General features: G+C 43.7%; 12 protein-coding genes. 3 read left to right on the top strand and 9 right to left on the bottom strand.

Annotated elements, in window-relative coordinates:
* Window positions 1–69: 69 nt before the first annotated feature.
* Complete coding sequence (locus tag AC59IL_RS34090) at window positions 70–1,011, bottom strand: C1 family peptidase (protein WP_496556738.1); 942 nt, start codon at window positions 1,009–1,011, stop codon at window positions 70–72.
* 574 nt (window positions 1,012–1,585) lie between these two features.
* On the bottom strand, window positions 1,586–1,954 hold the full coding sequence (locus AC59IL_RS34095) for a cupredoxin domain-containing protein (RefSeq protein WP_496556739.1): 369 nt from the start codon (window positions 1,952–1,954) through the stop codon (window positions 1,586–1,588).
* A 168-nt stretch (window positions 1,955–2,122) separates the two neighbouring features.
* On the opposite strand from AC59IL_RS34095, the gene AC59IL_RS34100 reads away from it, so the two are divergent.
* Window positions 2,123–4,294 (top strand): TonB-dependent receptor family protein, encoded by a 2,172-nt coding sequence (locus tag AC59IL_RS34100; RefSeq protein WP_496556740.1) that lies wholly within the window; start codon window positions 2,123–2,125, stop codon window positions 4,292–4,294.
* 136 nt (window positions 4,295–4,430) lie between these two features.
* Here AC59IL_RS34100 and AC59IL_RS34105 read toward each other — a convergent pair whose 3' ends face one another.
* The 5 genes from AC59IL_RS34105 to AC59IL_RS34125 all read right to left on the bottom strand — a co-directional run bounded on the left by AC59IL_RS34105 (window position 4,431) and on the right by AC59IL_RS34125 (window position 10,720).
* On the bottom strand, window positions 4,431–5,426 hold the full coding sequence (locus AC59IL_RS34105; RefSeq protein WP_496556741.1) for a C1 family peptidase: 996 nt from the start codon (window positions 5,424–5,426) through the stop codon (window positions 4,431–4,433).
* Window positions 5,427–5,936: 510 nt separating this feature from the next.
* Complete coding sequence (locus AC59IL_RS34110; RefSeq protein ID WP_496556742.1) at window positions 5,937–6,653, bottom strand: SDR family oxidoreductase; 717 nt, start codon at window positions 6,651–6,653, stop codon at window positions 5,937–5,939.
* Window positions 6,654–6,734: 81 nt separating this feature from the next.
* A complete protein-coding gene (locus AC59IL_RS34115; protein ID WP_496556743.1) occupies window positions 6,735–7,682 on the bottom strand; it encodes a helix-turn-helix domain-containing protein in 948 nt (315 codons plus the stop codon).
* Window positions 7,683–7,801: 119 nt separating this feature from the next.
* Complete coding sequence (locus AC59IL_RS34120) at window positions 7,802–10,243, bottom strand: TonB-dependent receptor (RefSeq protein ID WP_496556744.1); 2,442 nt, start codon at window positions 10,241–10,243, stop codon at window positions 7,802–7,804.
* 150 nt (window positions 10,244–10,393) lie between these two features.
* Window positions 10,394–10,720, bottom strand: a complete 327-nt coding sequence (locus tag AC59IL_RS34125) for a hypothetical protein (RefSeq protein WP_496556745.1) — start codon at window positions 10,718–10,720, stop codon at window positions 10,394–10,396.
* Window positions 10,721–10,977: 257 nt separating this feature from the next.
* Here AC59IL_RS34125 and AC59IL_RS34130 point away from each other — a divergent pair, with 257 nt between their 5' ends.
* Entirely contained in the window at window positions 10,978–13,440 is a 2,463-nt protein-coding gene (locus tag AC59IL_RS34130) for a carboxylesterase family protein (RefSeq protein ID WP_496556746.1), read from the top strand.
* Window positions 13,441–13,525: 85 nt separating this feature from the next.
* On the opposite strand, the gene AC59IL_RS34135 is transcribed toward AC59IL_RS34130, so the two are convergent.
* The gene (locus tag AC59IL_RS34135; protein ID WP_496556747.1) at window positions 13,526–13,867 is read right to left on the bottom strand and encodes a winged helix-turn-helix transcriptional regulator; all 342 of its coding nucleotides are present in this window, start codon (window positions 13,865–13,867) and stop codon (window positions 13,526–13,528) included.
* A gap of 96 nt (window positions 13,868–13,963) precedes the next feature.
* Between AC59IL_RS34135 and AC59IL_RS34140 the strand changes: the two genes are divergently transcribed.
* Window positions 13,964–14,704 carry an SDR family NAD(P)-dependent oxidoreductase gene (locus AC59IL_RS34140; RefSeq protein ID WP_496556748.1) on the top strand — a complete coding sequence of 247 codons (741 nt, stop codon included), beginning with the start codon at window positions 13,964–13,966 and terminating at the stop codon, window positions 14,702–14,704.
* Window positions 14,705–14,803: 99 nt separating this feature from the next.
* Here AC59IL_RS34140 and AC59IL_RS34145 read toward each other — a convergent pair whose 3' ends face one another.
* Window positions 14,804–17,221 carry an NHL domain-containing protein gene (locus AC59IL_RS34145; RefSeq protein WP_496556749.1) on the bottom strand — a complete coding sequence of 806 codons (2,418 nt, stop codon included), beginning with the start codon at window positions 17,219–17,221 and terminating at the stop codon, window positions 14,804–14,806.
* Window positions 17,222–17,241 lie beyond the last annotated feature (20 nt).

Raw genomic sequence — 17,241 nt, forward strand, 5'->3', positions numbered from 1 at the left:
AAAAACTCAAGGCTGCCTCTTTTCGGGCAGCCTTTTTCTTTTGTACCTTGAACTTTGTGCCTTGTTAATTTAATTCATCAGAAAAAGTTCAGAAGAAACCGTAGTATAAAAGTCGTAGTCAATCCAGATAAATCCACCGTCGGCCCAGTTAGTACCCCATTCGTTCATTGCCTTGAAAGCATGTTTTGAATCGTCGTAACCAACCAGTACCAGTCCGTGGGCCAAAACAGGTGTTCCTAATGAATTCCAGATATAACCCGGGCCCGCATTATAAAAATTATTATCAATCACGGCTGTTGTTGCCAGGGGATGATTGGAAACAATTGTAGACTTGATCGCCGTTATATCGGTAGCGTAAATTAATGAATAGGAAGCTATTTTATAATTGGCTGCTTCGGCATACTGGCTGCTGGTTGGCATCAGGCTGCAACCGTTTTCACTGCTATAAGGCATGGTTTGCCAGGTACAAACGCCTTTGTCGCGCAGTAAATTCATTGCACTACCCATATCTGCTGAACCACAATCGCCCATCTTAATCTGGTTATATATAAATTCAGGACTGAAAATATTGGTTGAATAACTATAACCGGTTGCTTTGGTTCGGTAATACTGTTCAATGGATCTTGCCTGTGCTGCAGCCCAGGCTACGCAGGAACCTTCGCTGCCCTGGTTACCGGGTGTTGGAGCTGTTAACTGGTAACTGGCCGGCAAGGTAGTGGGCGGTAATACCGTTGTAGGTGGTGGTGTAGTTGTTGTAGTGTCTGTTGGCTGAGTAGATGGTCTTTGTTTTCTGGCACTTGTTTGAACTTTCTGATAAAACTCCGAAGACATCACAACCGGAAGCTTAGCCAGTAGGGCGGGATCAACGGGAGCAACGCCGGATAATTTTAAATTGGCTTCTGTGTTACTTTTGTTTTCTACGGTAGCGGATTGTTCTTTTTTACAGGCTGTATAAATAATAACAAGCCCAAGTGCCGGTACAAGCACTTTCAAAAGTTGTAGGGAACGCATAGTTTTTCAAAGTTTATTTTTGGGTTTTCATAAATACTGCTTCATCTGTGTGTAATTACACAGAACAATAGTGCATCGGCAATATGTAATGAAAGCAATTGTAAGTGTAGCACAACGCCTCTTTACAGTTGTTGATGGAAGGAACAGGTTGCCATAAAAAAGATCGGGAAAGAAAGTAGCTCGGTTACGGTCTGTTGATTCAAATGTTCTTCTGGTAGTGTACCGGATTTTTCTTCTTATTACTTAACGCTAAAATCGTTCCTTTTTTTACTTTTTTTAAAAGAGGAGTAAGGTCAATTTGTTGGTTCCTTTAGTCACAAGCATTATGCCATGATTGAATGTATGAACTATTGACTACAATCTTCAATGTATTGAAAGCGATTTGATTAGTTGTTTTATAGCGGATGCAGCTATTGAAATGCCGGATGTGTTAAATTCGGGGGAAATGAAAACCGGTTTGATTTGACGCTATGAACAAGCCAATGGTTATGAAGAAAAGTGCCGCTTAGTTACACCCTGGAAAGCATACTTTCATATGATTTTTTTGTCGCCCATCGTAAGAATCTTTTATAGGCTAATTCACAATAATAGTAGCTTTCATGGTAGAATGGTATATACAGTGGTAAGGAAAAGTACCCTGTGCGTTAAATGTTTTCGTAAAGGAATGCCCCGCTGTAATGTCGCCGCTGTTAAAACTGTCGTTATCTGCGGTAACTGTATGTGTGGTATTGTCATTATTAGTCCAGGTAACAGTCGTTCCTGCTTTCACCGCAAGGCTGGTTACAGAATAACTCATGTATTGCATGGTCACTGAGTTATTGTTTCCACCTGTATTATTATTATTCGTGGATGAACCATAGGAACTTCCTTTACTGCAATGACTTGCAAGCGCGACTACCAATGCTCCAATGACAAGCAATGGTAGGAAATATTGCTTTTTCATATACAAACGTTTGTAATAATTACGAATAATGAGGCTTATAAGTTGCTCAACAGGAAAATCCAATATGTTAAAGGAGACTTCTTTCCCTATTTCGTAACAATTTTTCCTTTTTTATATGACTTTTTAAAATAAGTATGCGCAGCTTTGCAGCCAAATCAAAATCAGACAATGAAAAATTACTGCCTTGTATTGCTGTGCATACTACCCGCAACCCTTTTTGCACAACGATCGAGGGATACCACCAAAGCTACTTACCTGCATGAAGTTACTGTTACCGCTATTAAAACAGTTCGTGGTACCGGCCATATGCCCGAAGCCAAAGACGGGATTATTTATGCCGGTAAAAAAAATGAAGTGATTATAGTAGATAGCCTTGATGCCAATAAGGCCATCAATAACACCCGCCAGATATTGGGCCGGATTCCCGGATTGAATATTGTAGAAACAGAAAGCGGCGGCTTTACGGCCAATGGCATTGCCACCCGTGGATTGAACCCTTCCCAAAGCATTGAAATGAATACCCGCCAGGACGGCTATAATATCAGTGCAGATATTTACGGTTATAACGAAGCCTATTATTTACCGCCTATGGAAGCGGTAAGCCGCATTGAAATGATCAGAGGCGCTGCTTCGCTGCAATTTGGTTCGCAATTTGGCGGTATGGTAAACTATGTGTTAAATGAAGCACCGAAGAACAAAGCGTTTGAATTGACTACCTCAGAAACCGGCGGCAGTTATGGTATGTTTAATACATTTAATGCAATCAGCGGAACCATCAAAAAATGGAGCTACTATGGATTTGTTCAATACAGAAGAATGGACGGATGGCGCCCCAACAGCCGCCAATGGCAATTATCGGGTTTTGGAAGATTACAATACAATGCTTCGGATAAATTAAATATAGGTGTAGAATATTCGTTATTGAGAAACCGGATTAAAATGCCCGGTGGACTTACAGATAGTATGTTCAATGCCAATCCACGCTCTTCGTTTCGTAGCAGAAACTGGCTCAAAAGTCCCTGGAATGTAGTGAGTGCCTATGTCAATTACAAATTGTCGCCTCAAACTTCGCTGAATGTAAAAACATCGTTGCTGTTTAGCAACAGGGCATTGGTTTGGCGTAATGAAGATGGCGGAGCCGAAGCCCTTGATGAAAAAGATCCCGTCACCGGTGAATATGTTGAAAGAGAAGTGGAAAATGAAGATATGCACAACAGCACTACCGAGTTGCGTCTGTTGCACAATTATAGTTTAGGTAGAATGAATAATACTTTGGCAGCCGGTATGCGCTATGCCTATGCATGGTTTAAACGACAGGGAGGCGGAGAAGGCACAACAGGATCGGATTTTGATTTAACCGTTAAAGGCCCCTACGAATATGACCTTGATTTTACCACTACCAATTTCGCTCCCTTTATAGAAAATATTTTCAGGTTAACCAATCGTTTAACGGTTACACCTGGCTTCAGGTTTGAATATTTAAAAAGCACTGCGAAAGGTTATAAAGTAGAAGATGGCGATAAGCTGATTGCCAATGAAAGCAGGAACCGTTCGATACCATTATTTGGATTAGGAATAGAATATAAAGTGGCCGGTTATACGAATGTGTATGCAAACATCAGCCAGGCATACCGCCCTATTGATTACTCACAGTTAACGCCGATAGGGGTAACTTCTAAAATTGATCCCAACTTAAAAGATGCCAATGGCTTTAATGCCGACCTGGGCTACCGGGGCACCATTAATAATTTCCTGAATTTTGATATCGGCTTATTTTACCTGGCTTACAATAAACGCATCGGAACGGTATTAATGAATGAAGGTACAGCCGATGAATATACCCTGCGTACCAATGTAGCTAACAGCGTACACAAAGGACTGGAAAGTTATATTGAATTTAACCTGTTGAAATACCTGCATCCGCAATCTAAAAAAGGACTGAGTATTTTTAATTCGCTGGCCATTACCGATGCAAAATATACCAATGGCGAATTTAAAGGCAACCGGGTTGAAGCAGCGGCTAAGTATATAAACAGATTGGGAGTCACTTATTACGACACCCATTTATCTGCTACTTTTCAGATGAGCAATGTTGGAGATGCATACGGCGATGCCACTAATGTAAAACTAAGCGATGATCCGGTTGCGGGTTACATTCCGGCTTATACAGTATTGGATGTGAGCGCTACTTACAAAATAAAAAATATTGCATTGAAAGCGGGTATAAATAATATTGCTGATAAAGCCTATTTCACCCGCCGTACAGATGAATATCCCGGCCCTGGTATTATACCATCTATTGGCCGCATGGCTTATATCGGCCTGTCTGCAACATTTTAGCATTATAAAAAAAAAGCACAAGGAACAAGCAATACAGGAAGTACAATTAGAAGGCGGAAAGTTGAAACATCAATGCGTTTAATCAATATCCACTTTACACCCTGAACCTTGTACCCTGAACCTTGTTCCTTGTGCATTATAATGTCATTACATATGTGTAATAAGATGAGGTTACCGGAAAGAAATCATAATCTATCCAGATGTACCCCGCGTCGCCCCAGGCTGTGCCCCATGAATTAATGGCTTTCCAGGCATGTTTGGCATCATCATAACCACACAACGCCATGGTATGCGAGCCGGAATTACCGGTCAGCGATTTCCATATAAAACCGGGATTAGCATTATAAAAACTCTGATCAACAATAAACGATGCAATTACAGCATGTTTACCTGCAATCATTGATTTGATAGCAGTTTGATCGGTATTAATGATTTTAGAATAGGAAGCGATTTTATAATCAGAAGCCTCGGCCGTTTGTGCAGCTGTGGGCATCAATGAACATCCGTTATATGAACTGTATGGCATAGACTGCCATGTACAAACGCCCTGGTTCTTTAACAGGTCAAGTGAGGTTGTAACCGATGATCCCGAACAATCGGCAGTGGGCCGTACCTGGTTGAAAATATATTCAGGACTAAATACATTTGAAGCATCGCTATAGCTTACTGCGCCGGTTTTATAATATTGTTCGCAGGCTCTTGTATAGGCAACGGCAAAGGCTACACACGAACCTTCGGTTCCCTGGTATCGAACAGGTGGCATATCCAATGAATAAGTTGAAGGCAGGGCAGGGGGCGTAGTAATAACGGTGGTATCGGTTGACGGTGGTGTAGTGGTAGTGGTATCGATTGGTGGCTGAGGAATGGGCGGCGTAGTTGTCGTAGTATCGACCGGGTTAGTGGTTGGTTTTGATCTTCTGGCTGTTTTTACCGTTATTAAAAATTCAGCAGACAATACTAATGGGGTTTTGTTCACCACATTAATATCATCGGGTAGCACACCCGATAGTTTGGGTAGCTGTGACTGCTGCTGTTCTGATTGGGTAGCGGAGTCTTCTTTTTTACAGGCCATCCAATAAATGGAAAATCCAAGGGCCGGAATAAGCACCTTCCATAGGTGTACTAATCGCATTGTTTCTCAACGTTTATTTTTTGTTTTCATAAATACCTGGTCGTCTCTACATGTTGTTACACACAGAGAAATAGTGCATCAGCAATATGTTCAGTAGCTGTATTTAAAAATTGCACACAGCGCCCTTACAAACGTTGATGAAAGGAACAGGTTGCCAAAAAAAAATCGGGAAAGAATATTAGCACGGTCTGTTGAGTCGAATAGTTCTTCTGGTAGTGTGCGGATTTTTTTTCTAATTATTAAACGCTAAAATCATTCCTTTCTTACTTCTTAAAAATGATGTATAAGGTTAATATTGGGTGCATAAGCAACAAGCATTATGCCATCATTGATTATATGTAGTGTAGCAACAACCTTTATTGTAATGAAATCGTTTGAATAATTGTTTTATAACTGATACAGCTATTGAAATGTCTGATTAATTCAATTGACAATAGGCAATTGACAATAGGCAATAGGCAAGACAGAAAATGGGGTTCATTGCCAATTGCCCATTGCATATTGCTTATCTCAGCAACTAAATCCTCCATCAATAGAAACTACTGAGCCGGTCATATAGGTATTCCCTAATGTGAATACTATAGCATCGGCAATTTCTTCGGCAGTAGCTGCGCGGCCTGCAGGTATGTTGCCTGTAAATTGTTCAAATACCTGTTGTTTGGCATCTTCGGGAACAAAGTTCCACCAGGGCGTATCAACCACACCGGGCGATACTGCATTGATGCGCAGCGGTTTTATTTCCTGCGCCAATACAGGTATCATCAATTCAATAGCACCGTTGATAGCGGCCAATCCTGATGTGCCCGGCTTTTGTGCAACAGATGAAATAGCTGTGATGAGTGTAATGCTGCCGCCTTTGTTCATATAAGGCAAAGCGGCCTGTAGTGTATGTAACTGCGGCCAGAATTTACTTTCAAAACCAGTGCGTAAGTCGTCGAGTGATAAGTCGGCAAAATTGCCCATGCCTTTACCACCGCTCACTGTTATAACAAGATAATCGATGTTGCCTGTGGTTTTAAAAAATGCATCCAGTGCAGGGCGATCGGTGCTGTCGACCGCGGCTGTTTTAAAACCATACGTTTGCTCAACCCGTTTTAATTTTTCTGTATCCCGGCCGGTTACGGTAACCAATGCTTTTTGCCCGGCCAGTAACTGTGCCGCTGCTAAACCAATGCCTGATGAACCGCCAACTATAACTGCCTTTTTGTTTTCAAATACTCCATTCATGTTGTTCTGTTTTTGTGAGAACAAATTTCGCACGAATGGTAAAGCCGGCGATTGACCCGATCATGCCTTGTATTGACCGGATCATGCATGTTGCTGCAATGCGTTTTTTCGAAAGGCGGCAGGCGGTTCACCCGTCATTTTTTTGAAGAAGCGGTTGAACGAGGCGGGTTCGCTAAAGTTTAACTGATAAGCAATTTCAGCTACAGTTGCATCAGTGTATTTCAGTACCGCCTTTGCTTCCCGCACCAGCATTTCTGAAATGGCGTCGGATGCAGTTTTACCAGTCACTTCTTTTACCATTCTGTTTAAATGGTTTGCCGTTATAGCCAGCAGATCGGCATAATCGCTTACTTTTCTTTTTGATAAAAAATAACGGCCCACCAGTTTTTGAAAACGCGAAACGAGGTATTCGCCTTCGGAGCGATTATTGGTAAGATGTAATTGCTGCCGTTCATAACTTCTTTTTGCTTCGAGCAACAGCAGGTACAGGTACATTTTAATGGCTTTTTCTCTGCAGAGGCGATTTTGCTTCAACTCTTCATTTATGGTTAGCAGAAACTGCTCAACACGAACTGTTTCATCGGGCGATAATTGAAAAAACGGAATACCGGTACTATCAAAAAACGGAAACTCCTGCGGAATTTTAATCGAAGGGATGATGTCGTTTAAAAAGTCATCATTGAATAAAAGATAATATCCAAATGTATCAGGACTGATATTGCTTTTTGAAAAAACCTGGTTGGGATAGGTGAAACTAACTGTGCCCGGCTGATGTTTGAAATGTTCAAGACCTATTTGTATATCAACACCTCCGCGAATGGTAAAGCTCATGCGGTAAAAAGCCGATTTCAGCGGACCTAGTGAAGGTTTTAATCCCGAACTGGAATACACTTCAAAACCTTCAACAGGTTGAATCGTATCTAACCGGTTATAGCCAAAATCTGAAGTCTCTTCTTCCTGCCGGTGCAATCGGCGGAATCCCTGTAATGGATATTGGGGGATTTCGGGTAATGTTGCTTTCCTGCTCATGGATATGGTTTAGATCAAAGATAGTCGGAAAGTCAGAAAAGTCCGGAAGACCGAAAGTCCGGAGGTCCGAAAGATGCACGCTGAATTGTATTGTCTTTCGGACTTTCCGTCTTTCCGACTTAAAATATAAAATCAAGCGGCACGCTCAGTTTGATGCCAAAGTTGCGGCCCAGGTTAAACACACCCATACGGCCTGTTACATTATTAACCGCTGTATATTTTAACCTGCTTAAATGATTCTGATAAGCTACATCGCCCAGGTTATTGCCGGTGAAAAGAATGCTGAAAATAGTTTTGCCATTGTTTACAAATTCGGTACCGATGCTGGCATTGATCAGCCAGTAGTCGCCGGTTGCGGTTTCGGTATTAAAACCTGTAAAAGGATGATCCTGTTTGAAGGTGTAATCACTTTCAAGATTGATATGCAGATTGCGGAAACGAGTGCCCTTTGAAAAAAAGTTTACACCCAGATCGGTAAACAAACGGGCTGCCGGAATAAACGGAATATTCTTTGTTCCATCTACTGCCTGCGCAAACTGCGCACGTGTATAGGAAAAAGAATTTTTGAAATGCAGCCAGTCGAGCGGATGCGGATGAATATCCAGCGTTAGTTCAACCCCGGCCAGGTTAGCATCTCTCTGATCAAAACGAAATACATTCAGCTCATTACCGGTATCGGGGTTGGTGAGTATTGAATCGGCGCCTGCAGCATTCTGCATCTTTTCATAAAATATAAAATTGCTTATGTGATTATAAAACAGGTTGGTTTCAAATGAAACGTGTTCTGAGTTCAGTTCAAATCCGCCATCGGCCTGTAAGCTGGTTTCTGATTTCAGGTTGTTATTGCCCACTTCGTAGCGGTTGGTGCCTTCATGTGCTCCGTTGCTGGCCAACTCGGCGAGGTTGGGCGCCCTGAAACCACGGGCCAGATTGAATTTGAGCGTAACAAGATTGCTGGCGGCATAGCTAAGTCCTGCGCTTCCTGATACATTCGAAAAGTTGCTGGTAAAGTTGTTAAACTTAAGCTGGTTATCTACCTGCATCGGTTTTCCGTTTACATGGCGGGTATCGAAACGTACACCGCCGGTAAGCGATAATTTGTTTTTGTTGTATTGCGTAAATACGAATCCGCCTACATCGAATAAATTATAATCAGGAATAATTACGTCATTGGCTTTGTTGGTATTGCTTTGCGACATACCGCCGATGCCAATAGTAGTTTTCCAGTATTGGGCAGATGGCAAATGCAATCGTACTGAATAACTAACTGTTTTTAAATTGAACCATGCATCGGGTGTTGAAGGTTCATCGGCATTGCCAAATTCCTGTCGCTGGTTTTGCTGAAAACCTACAGTAACATCGAGACTGGTTTTGCCCAGTGAAAAGCTGTTGTCGGTGGCTACTTTAAAATGCCTGATATGCTGATAAGGAATTTCAGGTGTCATCGATTTGAAGTCTGCATTGGTTGCAATACCTTCAGTACCGCCCGGCAATGCTTTGATAAAAGCGCCGGTAGCGCTGTCGCGATCGCCTTCGACCATGCCGATATGCTGATCAAAATTGCTCACCAGCAGGTGGCTGTAACCCCAGCTGCCGCTGTAACCCAGCATACCGCCAAAGTTTTTATTATAGAACTTTGAATTGAAAACACGGCCGTCGTATTTGTTTTTATAATCTTCGGCGCCTTTGTACGAACCATAGGCATTAAAGCTGAAACCGTTTTTGGTGCCGGCTACATTTCCATAAAAACCACGCAGGGCATTGTTGGTTTGGTATTCGCTTAATACGTTGGCGGTGATATGTCCGTCGGCAACCGGCCGTTGCGTAATGATATTTATAACACCCGCCAGTGCATCGCTGCCATACATTAATGATGCGGGGCCTTTCAACACTTCAATACGCTGAATGCTGTAATCGTCTATTTCAATACCGTGCTCATCGCCCCATTGCTGACCTTCCTGCCGCATACCATCGTTAATAGTTACAACGCGGTTATAACCAAGTCCGCGAATAAACGGTTTTGAAATAGCAGGGCCTGTACTCAAACCGTTTACACCGGGTACGGTTTTCGTTAATGCATCGATGGCATTGCTTGCAGAGATCTGGAACAGTTGCTCTTTCTTAATCACATTTACCGGTTGCGGCGATTGCCTGGTGCGGGTAGCGGTTGAAACGCCGGTTACAGTCACTTCTTCATTTTCTACTACGGCTTCTTTCAGCGCAAAATCTTTTTGCGTATCACCGTTCACCACTACTGTTTCAATGATAGTAGCATATCCACGGTAAGTAATTTCGAGCAAGTATTTGCCGGCATTCAGATTGGTAATGCGGTACATGCCTTTATCATCGGATTGAGTTCCTTTTTTCAGATCGTGTAAATAAATGCTGGCGCCCGGCAATATTTCACCGGTTTTTGAATCGGTTATTTTGCCCGATAGGATACTGCCGCCGGTTGTATGCGCCGGCTCGTGAATATTTTCAATGTTGATGCTTTGCTGACTATAGCTATATAAAGTAAATAAACTACATAGGAATGTGAGTAATACATTTACTGATTTCATAAATGGTTGAATTTGCCCAATTGCCAATGCGTGGTTGGGTAATGATTGCGTGATTGTGTAAAAATGTGTTTACAGTTCGGGCGGGTTCACAATAAATGAATGATGAATTTTTAAGCTGTACGCATAAAAAAGTAAACGTGCAATAAGTTGTCAGGCAATTACAGGGGGTGCGCGAAGCGAATGGAAGTATTTGTATATAGAAGGGTAACTAAAAGCAGGTGAGGGGAACAGCTTCTGTTTTACCGAATGAGGTATTTGTATTTCAAATGCTGTTGTTTCGGTAAACGGAAGGGTGAAATCGTTGATACAACCGCAGGCAAACTTCAGTTCCTGGTTCGAAACGGGTTTTGATGCGGTGGAATGCAGTTTGGCAGCGTGAAACCAGTTGTGCAGATACAGGCTCAGTCCCATCTTCTGGCTGAAAACCAGCATGAGCAATATAGCCGTGATCTTTGTTATGGTCCGATTCCCTGCCATGTGGTTACAAAAGTAGATAAATTTGCAACAATATTACAAAAAAATGGTTAAACGGTTGTAAAGAGCAGGTTACAGGTTGCAGGTTTCAGGTTGCAAGGCAGAGAGGGTTAATTGTAATGAACGTCGATCGAATATCAAGACCTTGTACCCTGTAACTTGTAACCTGTAACCATTCGCTACGTTCACCTGCCCCTCATGCAAAATCCTGCGCCTTGTACCTTGTAACCTGTACCTTGTAACCTGTAACTTGTATCTCCATGAATAGATTAAAGCTGATTTTAATACTTCTTCTCACCAATCTGAAAGTGTTCACACAAGACACGCTGAATTTCACCCAGGGACTGATGGTGAATGCAGCGAACCGGTATGGCCGTGAGGCGATATACACCGATCAGCTGGCCTGGTTGCTATATAATCATACACTGAATACACCTGTGGCAGGCGGCCCGCTGAGTGTCGACGAGCGCTATAAAAGCATTACGTGGGAACCGGTAACAGCAGATAGCGCCCATCGTTTTCGCATGCGTGGCGGCTTTGGCGGCGGCAGCGCCAGCTATTTATACCTGACCTATACTTCGGCTAAAGAACAAACAGCCCTGTTGAATATTAAAGGTAACGGGAGTGTATATGCCAACGAAATACTGCATATGGGCGATGCCTATGCTTCGGGCTGGTTATACATTCCGGTGAAACTAAAAAAAGGACTTAACGAATTTTACGTGCGTGGCGGACTGGTAAGCGCGACCCTGATCTTTGAACAAAAGCCGCTGCTGTTGAATACCGAAGATGCTACATTGCCACATATCGTATTGAACAACGGCCTCCGCACGGTACAGGGCGCCATTGTAGTTATTAACAATACAGATAAATGGCAAAAAGGACTTCAGGTAAAAACGGTGCTGGCGCAAAAAGAAACGCGAAGTGCATTACCCGATGTGCCGCCCATGAGCAGTCGAAAAATTATTGTTGATTTTAATACAGAAGGCATTGAACAAAAAGGCCGTTACGACGGTACCGTTGTTTTTATGAAAAAGAACCAGGTTGCCGATGAAAGGAAAATCACCCTTGAAGCTGTAACAGCCAGTGAAAAATACAGTAATACTTTTATAAGCTCCATCGACGGAAGTTTGCAGTATTATGCAGTTACACCGCAAACACCATCGCCTGCACCCGGATCGGCTTTATTTTTATCGGTACATGGGGCGGGTGTTGAAGCCATTGGCCAGGCGAAAGCGTACCAGTCGAAAGACTGGGGCACGCTGGTGGCGGCTACCAACCGGCGTCCGCGTGGATTTAACTGGGAAGACTGGGGCCGGCTCGATGCGCTGGAAGTGCTGAACATTGCCAAAGCCCGCTTTCAACCCGATCCCAACAGAATTTATCTTACCGGTCATTCAATGGGTGGACATGGCACCTGGTTTCTGGGCGCTACCTATGCCGCTCAATGGGCCGGTATTGCGCCTTGCTCGGGTTATCCTACTTTAAAAGGATATGGATCGGCCGATGGCCTGATCCCCGACAGCAGTAAATCGCCCATGGAACAAATGTTACTGCGCGCCAGCAATCAAAGCGATGTGCCCAAACTGGCCACCAATTACAGAGCGCTGGGCGTTTATGTACTGCATGGCGATTCTGACAAAGTGGTTTCTGTTCGGTATGCCCGTCAGATGAAAAAGCTGCTGGCCGATTTTCATACCGATATGAGTTATTATGAATACCCGGGCGGGGAACACTGGTTCGGCGATCAATGCGTTGACTGGAAGCCTTTGTTCGATTTTTTTAAATGGCACACACGCCTGCCCGATAGTTCATTTCATCAGATTGATTTTATCACTGCCAACCCGGGTATTTCGGCTGCTTATCGCTGGGCAACAATATATCAGCAACAGCATCCCTTACAATACAGCCACCTGCAGCTTACCCGGAACGTAAAGGAGCGTACCATTACAGGCACCACTGAAAATATACGCCTGCTGAAACTATTGCTTACTCAATTTGGCAGCCGGTCAACAGTACGTATACAGCTCGATAACCGGCAGCCGGTTGTTTATACTACCTCCGGTGATAACGATAGTTTGTTTTTGATCAATGAAAATGGTGTGTGGACAATCAGCGCCCCGCCATCAGTAGAGCAAAAAGGTCCGCACCGGTATGGTACCTTTAAAGAAGCTTTTAATAACCACATGGTTTTTGTATATGCAACAGGCGGCAGCAAAGAAGAACAGGCGTGGAGCTTTAACAAAGCGCGCTATGATGCCGAAACCTGGTATTACCGCGGTAATGGCGCTGTTGATATCATTGCCGATAAAGAATTCTCTCTTGCAAAATATGCCGGCCGTGGGGTAGTGTTATATGGCAATGCGGCCACCAATGCAGCCTGGAAAATTTTGTTAAGCGATTGTCCGGTTCAGGTGAACCGCAATAACATAACAGCCGGTGATAAAAAAATAGAAGGCGATGACCTTGCTGCATATTTCATATGGCCGTTGCGCAACTCACCAATTGCTTCTGTAGCGGTTATAGGAGGCACAGGCATCAAAGGAATGAATGCAGCCAATGCAAACCAGTACTTTGCCGGTGGCAGCGGTTTTCCCGATTATATGATCTTTCGGACGAACATGCTGCAGGATGGTGTAAACGGTATTGAAATGGCGGGGTTTTTTGATAATGAATGGAAGCTGACTCCGGAGGATATGATATCTAAGAGCATGAAAGAGTAGAACCAGTTGAATAGTTGCAGGCTTCAGGTTACAGGTTACAAGGAAAACCTGCAACCTGAAACATATACCCTGAAGTAAAATCCTGCTATCTGTTCGTATCTCCCCAATCAGATAACTGCTTCAGCACAGGCCGCAGCGATATTCCTTTTTCCGTTAACTCATATTCCACACGCGGTGGCACTTCGGCATATACAATGCGTTTGATCAATCCGTCTTTTTCCATTTCGCGCAAATGCAACACCAGTATCCGTTCCGTTACAAGGGGTATGGCGTTGCGCAGTTCGCTGTAACGCATTTTGCCTTTCGTTAATCTCCATAAGATGGCAGGTTTCCATCTTCCGCCTATTAGTGTAAGCGTATACGACATGCCGCATCCGTTTTCTATGCTGATTTTATTCAATGAGTTCGTTGAGCTCTCTTTTCGCATTACTTACATTTTTGATAGTACTTAACAACATTATACGTACCGGCAAAATTAACAGGTAGCCGATAGTTTTGCAAGCGATAAAAAAATAAGATCATTATGAAGAGATTAAAAAACAAAGTAGCATTTATTACGGGCGGTAGTCGCGGTATTGGCGCCGGTATTGCAAAACGGCTGGCAACAGAAGGAGCCGACGTGGTGTTCACGTATGTAAATGGCGCCCAACAGGCGCAGCAGGTTGCAGACGAAATTAAAAAAACAGGACAAAAGGCACTCGCTTTGTTAGTTGACAGTTCAGCACCTGATGCCCTGGCTGCAGCCATTGAAAAAACAGTGTCCGAATTCGGCCGTATAGATATTCTGGTGAACAACGCCGGTATATATATTGGTAAAGCACTGAACGAATATAGTACAGAAGATTTCGACAAAACCATTGCTGTTAATGTTCGCGCTGTATTTGCGGCCTCGCAGGCAGCTGCCCGTTATATGCAAACAGGCGGCCGTATCATTACCATCGGCAGCAATATGGCATACCGGGTGGCGGCTACCAACGGAACATTGTATGCCATGAGCAAATCGGCATTGATAGGCCTTACCAAAGGAATGGCGCGCGACCTGGGAGCGCGTGGAATAACCGTGAACCTCGTTCAGCCGGGCCCGGTAGATACCGATATGAACCCTGCCAACGGCGCCCATGCCGATTTTGTGCGGGGCATGATGGCCATTCCGCAATATGGCACTCCCGGTGATATCGGCGAACTGGTTGCTTACCTCAGCGCCGATGAAAGCCGTTTCATGACAGGCGCCATGCTGACCATCGATGGTGGATTTAGTATATAAAATCAATAAGCAACAGGCAATAAGCAATTGGCAATAGACTCCCTTACCGGTATTTGCTAATTGCTTATTGTCTATTGCTTATTGCCTATTGACTATTGCTTACAGGATCACCAGTTTATGTACATATTTTGCCTTGTTTACATAAATGGTCACAAAATAAATTCCTTTTGAAAATTGCTGCAGGGGCAGGGTAGTGGTGAATGCAGGACTATTCTGCATGCTGGTATACTGATTCAACAATACTTTTCCCGTTATGTTGGTAATTGATATAGCCGTTATTCCGTCAATACGTCCTTTCAGTGAAATGATCACGCTTTCACGGGCAGGGTTGGGATAAATTTTTGTAGTGATTATATTGGCCGCGATTGCAGCCGTATTGTTTAACGCTGCTCTTGCTATAGCATCTGCAGGTATTGTATCATAAATAATTTTACGTATCCTGTTATTACCATTATCTGCGATGAGTAAATTTCCTCTTGCATCAAAGCATACGTTCGTTGGATTGTTTAAGCCTGCAGTTGAAGCAGGAATACTATCTCCATTATATAATGAATATCCGGTTCCCGCTACAGTCGTTATGATTCCGGTTGCAATGGTTATTTTTCTAACTCTTTGATTAAACTGATCGGCTATAAAAACATTACCGGCTGTATCGGTTGCCAGGCCATAGGGGTAACGGATGGCTGCTGCAGTGGCAGGCCCGCCATCTCCGCTGTAAGCTCCTATACCTGTTCCTGCTGCTGTAGTAATTATACCGGTTGCAGCATCTACTCTGCGTATTACGTTATTCGAATTATCAGAAATATAGATATTGTTCCACCGGTCAACCGTTACTCCAATTGGTTTGTTGAGGGTGGCCGATGTGGCCGAACCGCCATCTCCCGAATAACCGGCTGTGCCATTCCCTGCAACAGTGCTGATGGTACCGGTTACCGCATCTACTTTTCGTATTGCATTGTTTTCTTTATCGGCAATATATAAATTACCGGCCCTGTCAAAAGCCAGTCCCGATGCAAAGTTAATTTTTGCCAACGTTGCCGGTCCCCCATCTCCGCTGTACCCATATTGAACACCATTGCCCGCCACGGTTGAAATGATGCCTGTAGAAATGTTTACCTTTCTTACAGCAATGCCACCGTCTAAAAAATAAAAATTCCCGGTTGAATCAGTCACAACACCTGCCGGCGTAAGAATATTGGCTGATGTTGCCGGCCCGCCATCACCATGATGCAGGCCCTGTTTACCGGTACCGGCAACGGTACTGATAGTGCCGGTTGCGGCATCCAGCCGGTAAACCTTATGATTATAATTATCGGCGAGATAAATGTTGTCGTGTAAATCAACAGCAATATGTGCCGGATGATAAAATTGCACTTGTGATGCAGGACCCGGGATGCCGCCGTATCCCATGGAATTGTTTCCGCAAATGGTATTGATAATGTTGGTGGTTGCTGATATTTTACGAATTACAAAATTATTAAAGTCGTGAATATACAGGTTACCCGAGGGGCTGATGGTTACATACTTGGTGTTATAAAATGTGGCATACAGTGCATTGCCTCCATCGCCGGTATAGCCTGCCTGGCCAGCTCCCCCTGCTATTGTTTTAATAATTCCGGAGGCCGCATCTATCAATCTTATTTTGTTATTGTCGCTCAGGTACAGGTTGCCTGCAGCATCTGCAACGATTGAATAAGTGTAGGCCAGTTGTGCTGATGTTGCGGGGCCGCCATCGCCACCTGATCCTGATGCACCTGTACCGGCATAAGTAGTTATGATGCCGGTAGCGGCAGTAATTTTTCGTATTACATTGTTATTATTATCTGCCACATAAATGTTTGCAGCTGCATCTACAGTAATTGATTTGGGGCCGGCGAGCCGGGCATTAATGGCCAAACCACCGTCGCCCGTATAACCGGCTGTTCCGGTACCGGCAATGGTATTAATAATGCCGGTTGCGCTGGTGACCTTTCTGATACGTTGTAAGTCGGTAAAATAAATATTCCCTGCAGTGTCTACAGCTATGGAACTTACCCATGATACCCGTGCGTTCACTGCAAGACCGCTATCGCCGCTAAATCCTGATACACCTGTTCCTACAACGGTATTAATTATACCGGTAGCAGCATCAACTTTTCTGATACGGGTAAGTTCTGAAATGTAAATGTTCCCCGATGCATCAATGGCAATCGCTTCGGGCATGAATAAGCCTGCATTCACAGCAGGCCCGCCATTACCGGTCGATGTATATGTTCCGTTTCCTGCAATCGTATTAATAATTCCGGTGGCTGCATCTAACTTTCGCACCCGCCTGTTAATATTATCAAGTATATACAGGTTATTGGCGCTGTCGGCAACCAATCCCTTTGTTTCCACAATGCCAATAGATGCAGCCGGTTTGCCGTCCCCAATGCTTCCTCCTGCAACGGTTGTAATGATCTGCGCCTGTAAAAAGTGAGTAAACAGTAAAAAAATAATGGTGAAAGAATGCCTGAAGGCAAGTAAATTTTTATTCATATGGAAAGGTTTATGGTTTT

The organism is Niastella sp. sgz303648 (assembly GCF_059587045.1).

Excerpts from the sequence above, each read along its gene's own strand:
- AC59IL_RS34090 (WP_496556738.1), bottom strand. The coding sequence starts at position 1,011 with ATGCGTTCCCTACAACTTTTGAAAGTGCTTGTACCGGCACTTGGGCTT.
- AC59IL_RS34095 (WP_496556739.1), bottom strand. The coding sequence starts at position 1,954 with ATGAAAAAGCAATATTTCCTACCATTGCTTGTCATTGGAGCATTGGTA.
- AC59IL_RS34100 (WP_496556740.1), top strand. The coding sequence starts at position 2,123 with ATGAAAAATTACTGCCTTGTATTGCTGTGCATACTACCCGCAACCCTT.
- AC59IL_RS34105 (WP_496556741.1), bottom strand. The coding sequence starts at position 5,426 with ATGCGATTAGTACACCTATGGAAGGTGCTTATTCCGGCCCTTGGATTT.
- AC59IL_RS34110 (WP_496556742.1), bottom strand. The coding sequence starts at position 6,653 with ATGAATGGAGTATTTGAAAACAAAAAGGCAGTTATAGTTGGCGGTTCA.
- AC59IL_RS34115 (WP_496556743.1), bottom strand. The coding sequence starts at position 7,682 with ATGAGCAGGAAAGCAACATTACCCGAAATCCCCCAATATCCATTACAG.
- AC59IL_RS34120 (WP_496556744.1), bottom strand. The coding sequence starts at position 10,243 with ATGAAATCAGTAAATGTATTACTCACATTCCTATGTAGTTTATTTACT.
- AC59IL_RS34125 (WP_496556745.1), bottom strand. The coding sequence starts at position 10,720 with ATGGCAGGGAATCGGACCATAACAAAGATCACGGCTATATTGCTCATG.
- AC59IL_RS34130 (WP_496556746.1), top strand. The coding sequence starts at position 10,978 with ATGAATAGATTAAAGCTGATTTTAATACTTCTTCTCACCAATCTGAAA.
- AC59IL_RS34135 (WP_496556747.1), bottom strand. The coding sequence starts at position 13,867 with ATGCGAAAAGAGAGCTCAACGAACTCATTGAATAAAATCAGCATAGAA.
- AC59IL_RS34140 (WP_496556748.1), top strand. The coding sequence starts at position 13,964 with ATGAAGAGATTAAAAAACAAAGTAGCATTTATTACGGGCGGTAGTCGC.
- AC59IL_RS34145 (WP_496556749.1), bottom strand. The coding sequence starts at position 17,221 with ATGAATAAAAATTTACTTGCCTTCAGGCATTCTTTCACCATTATTTTT.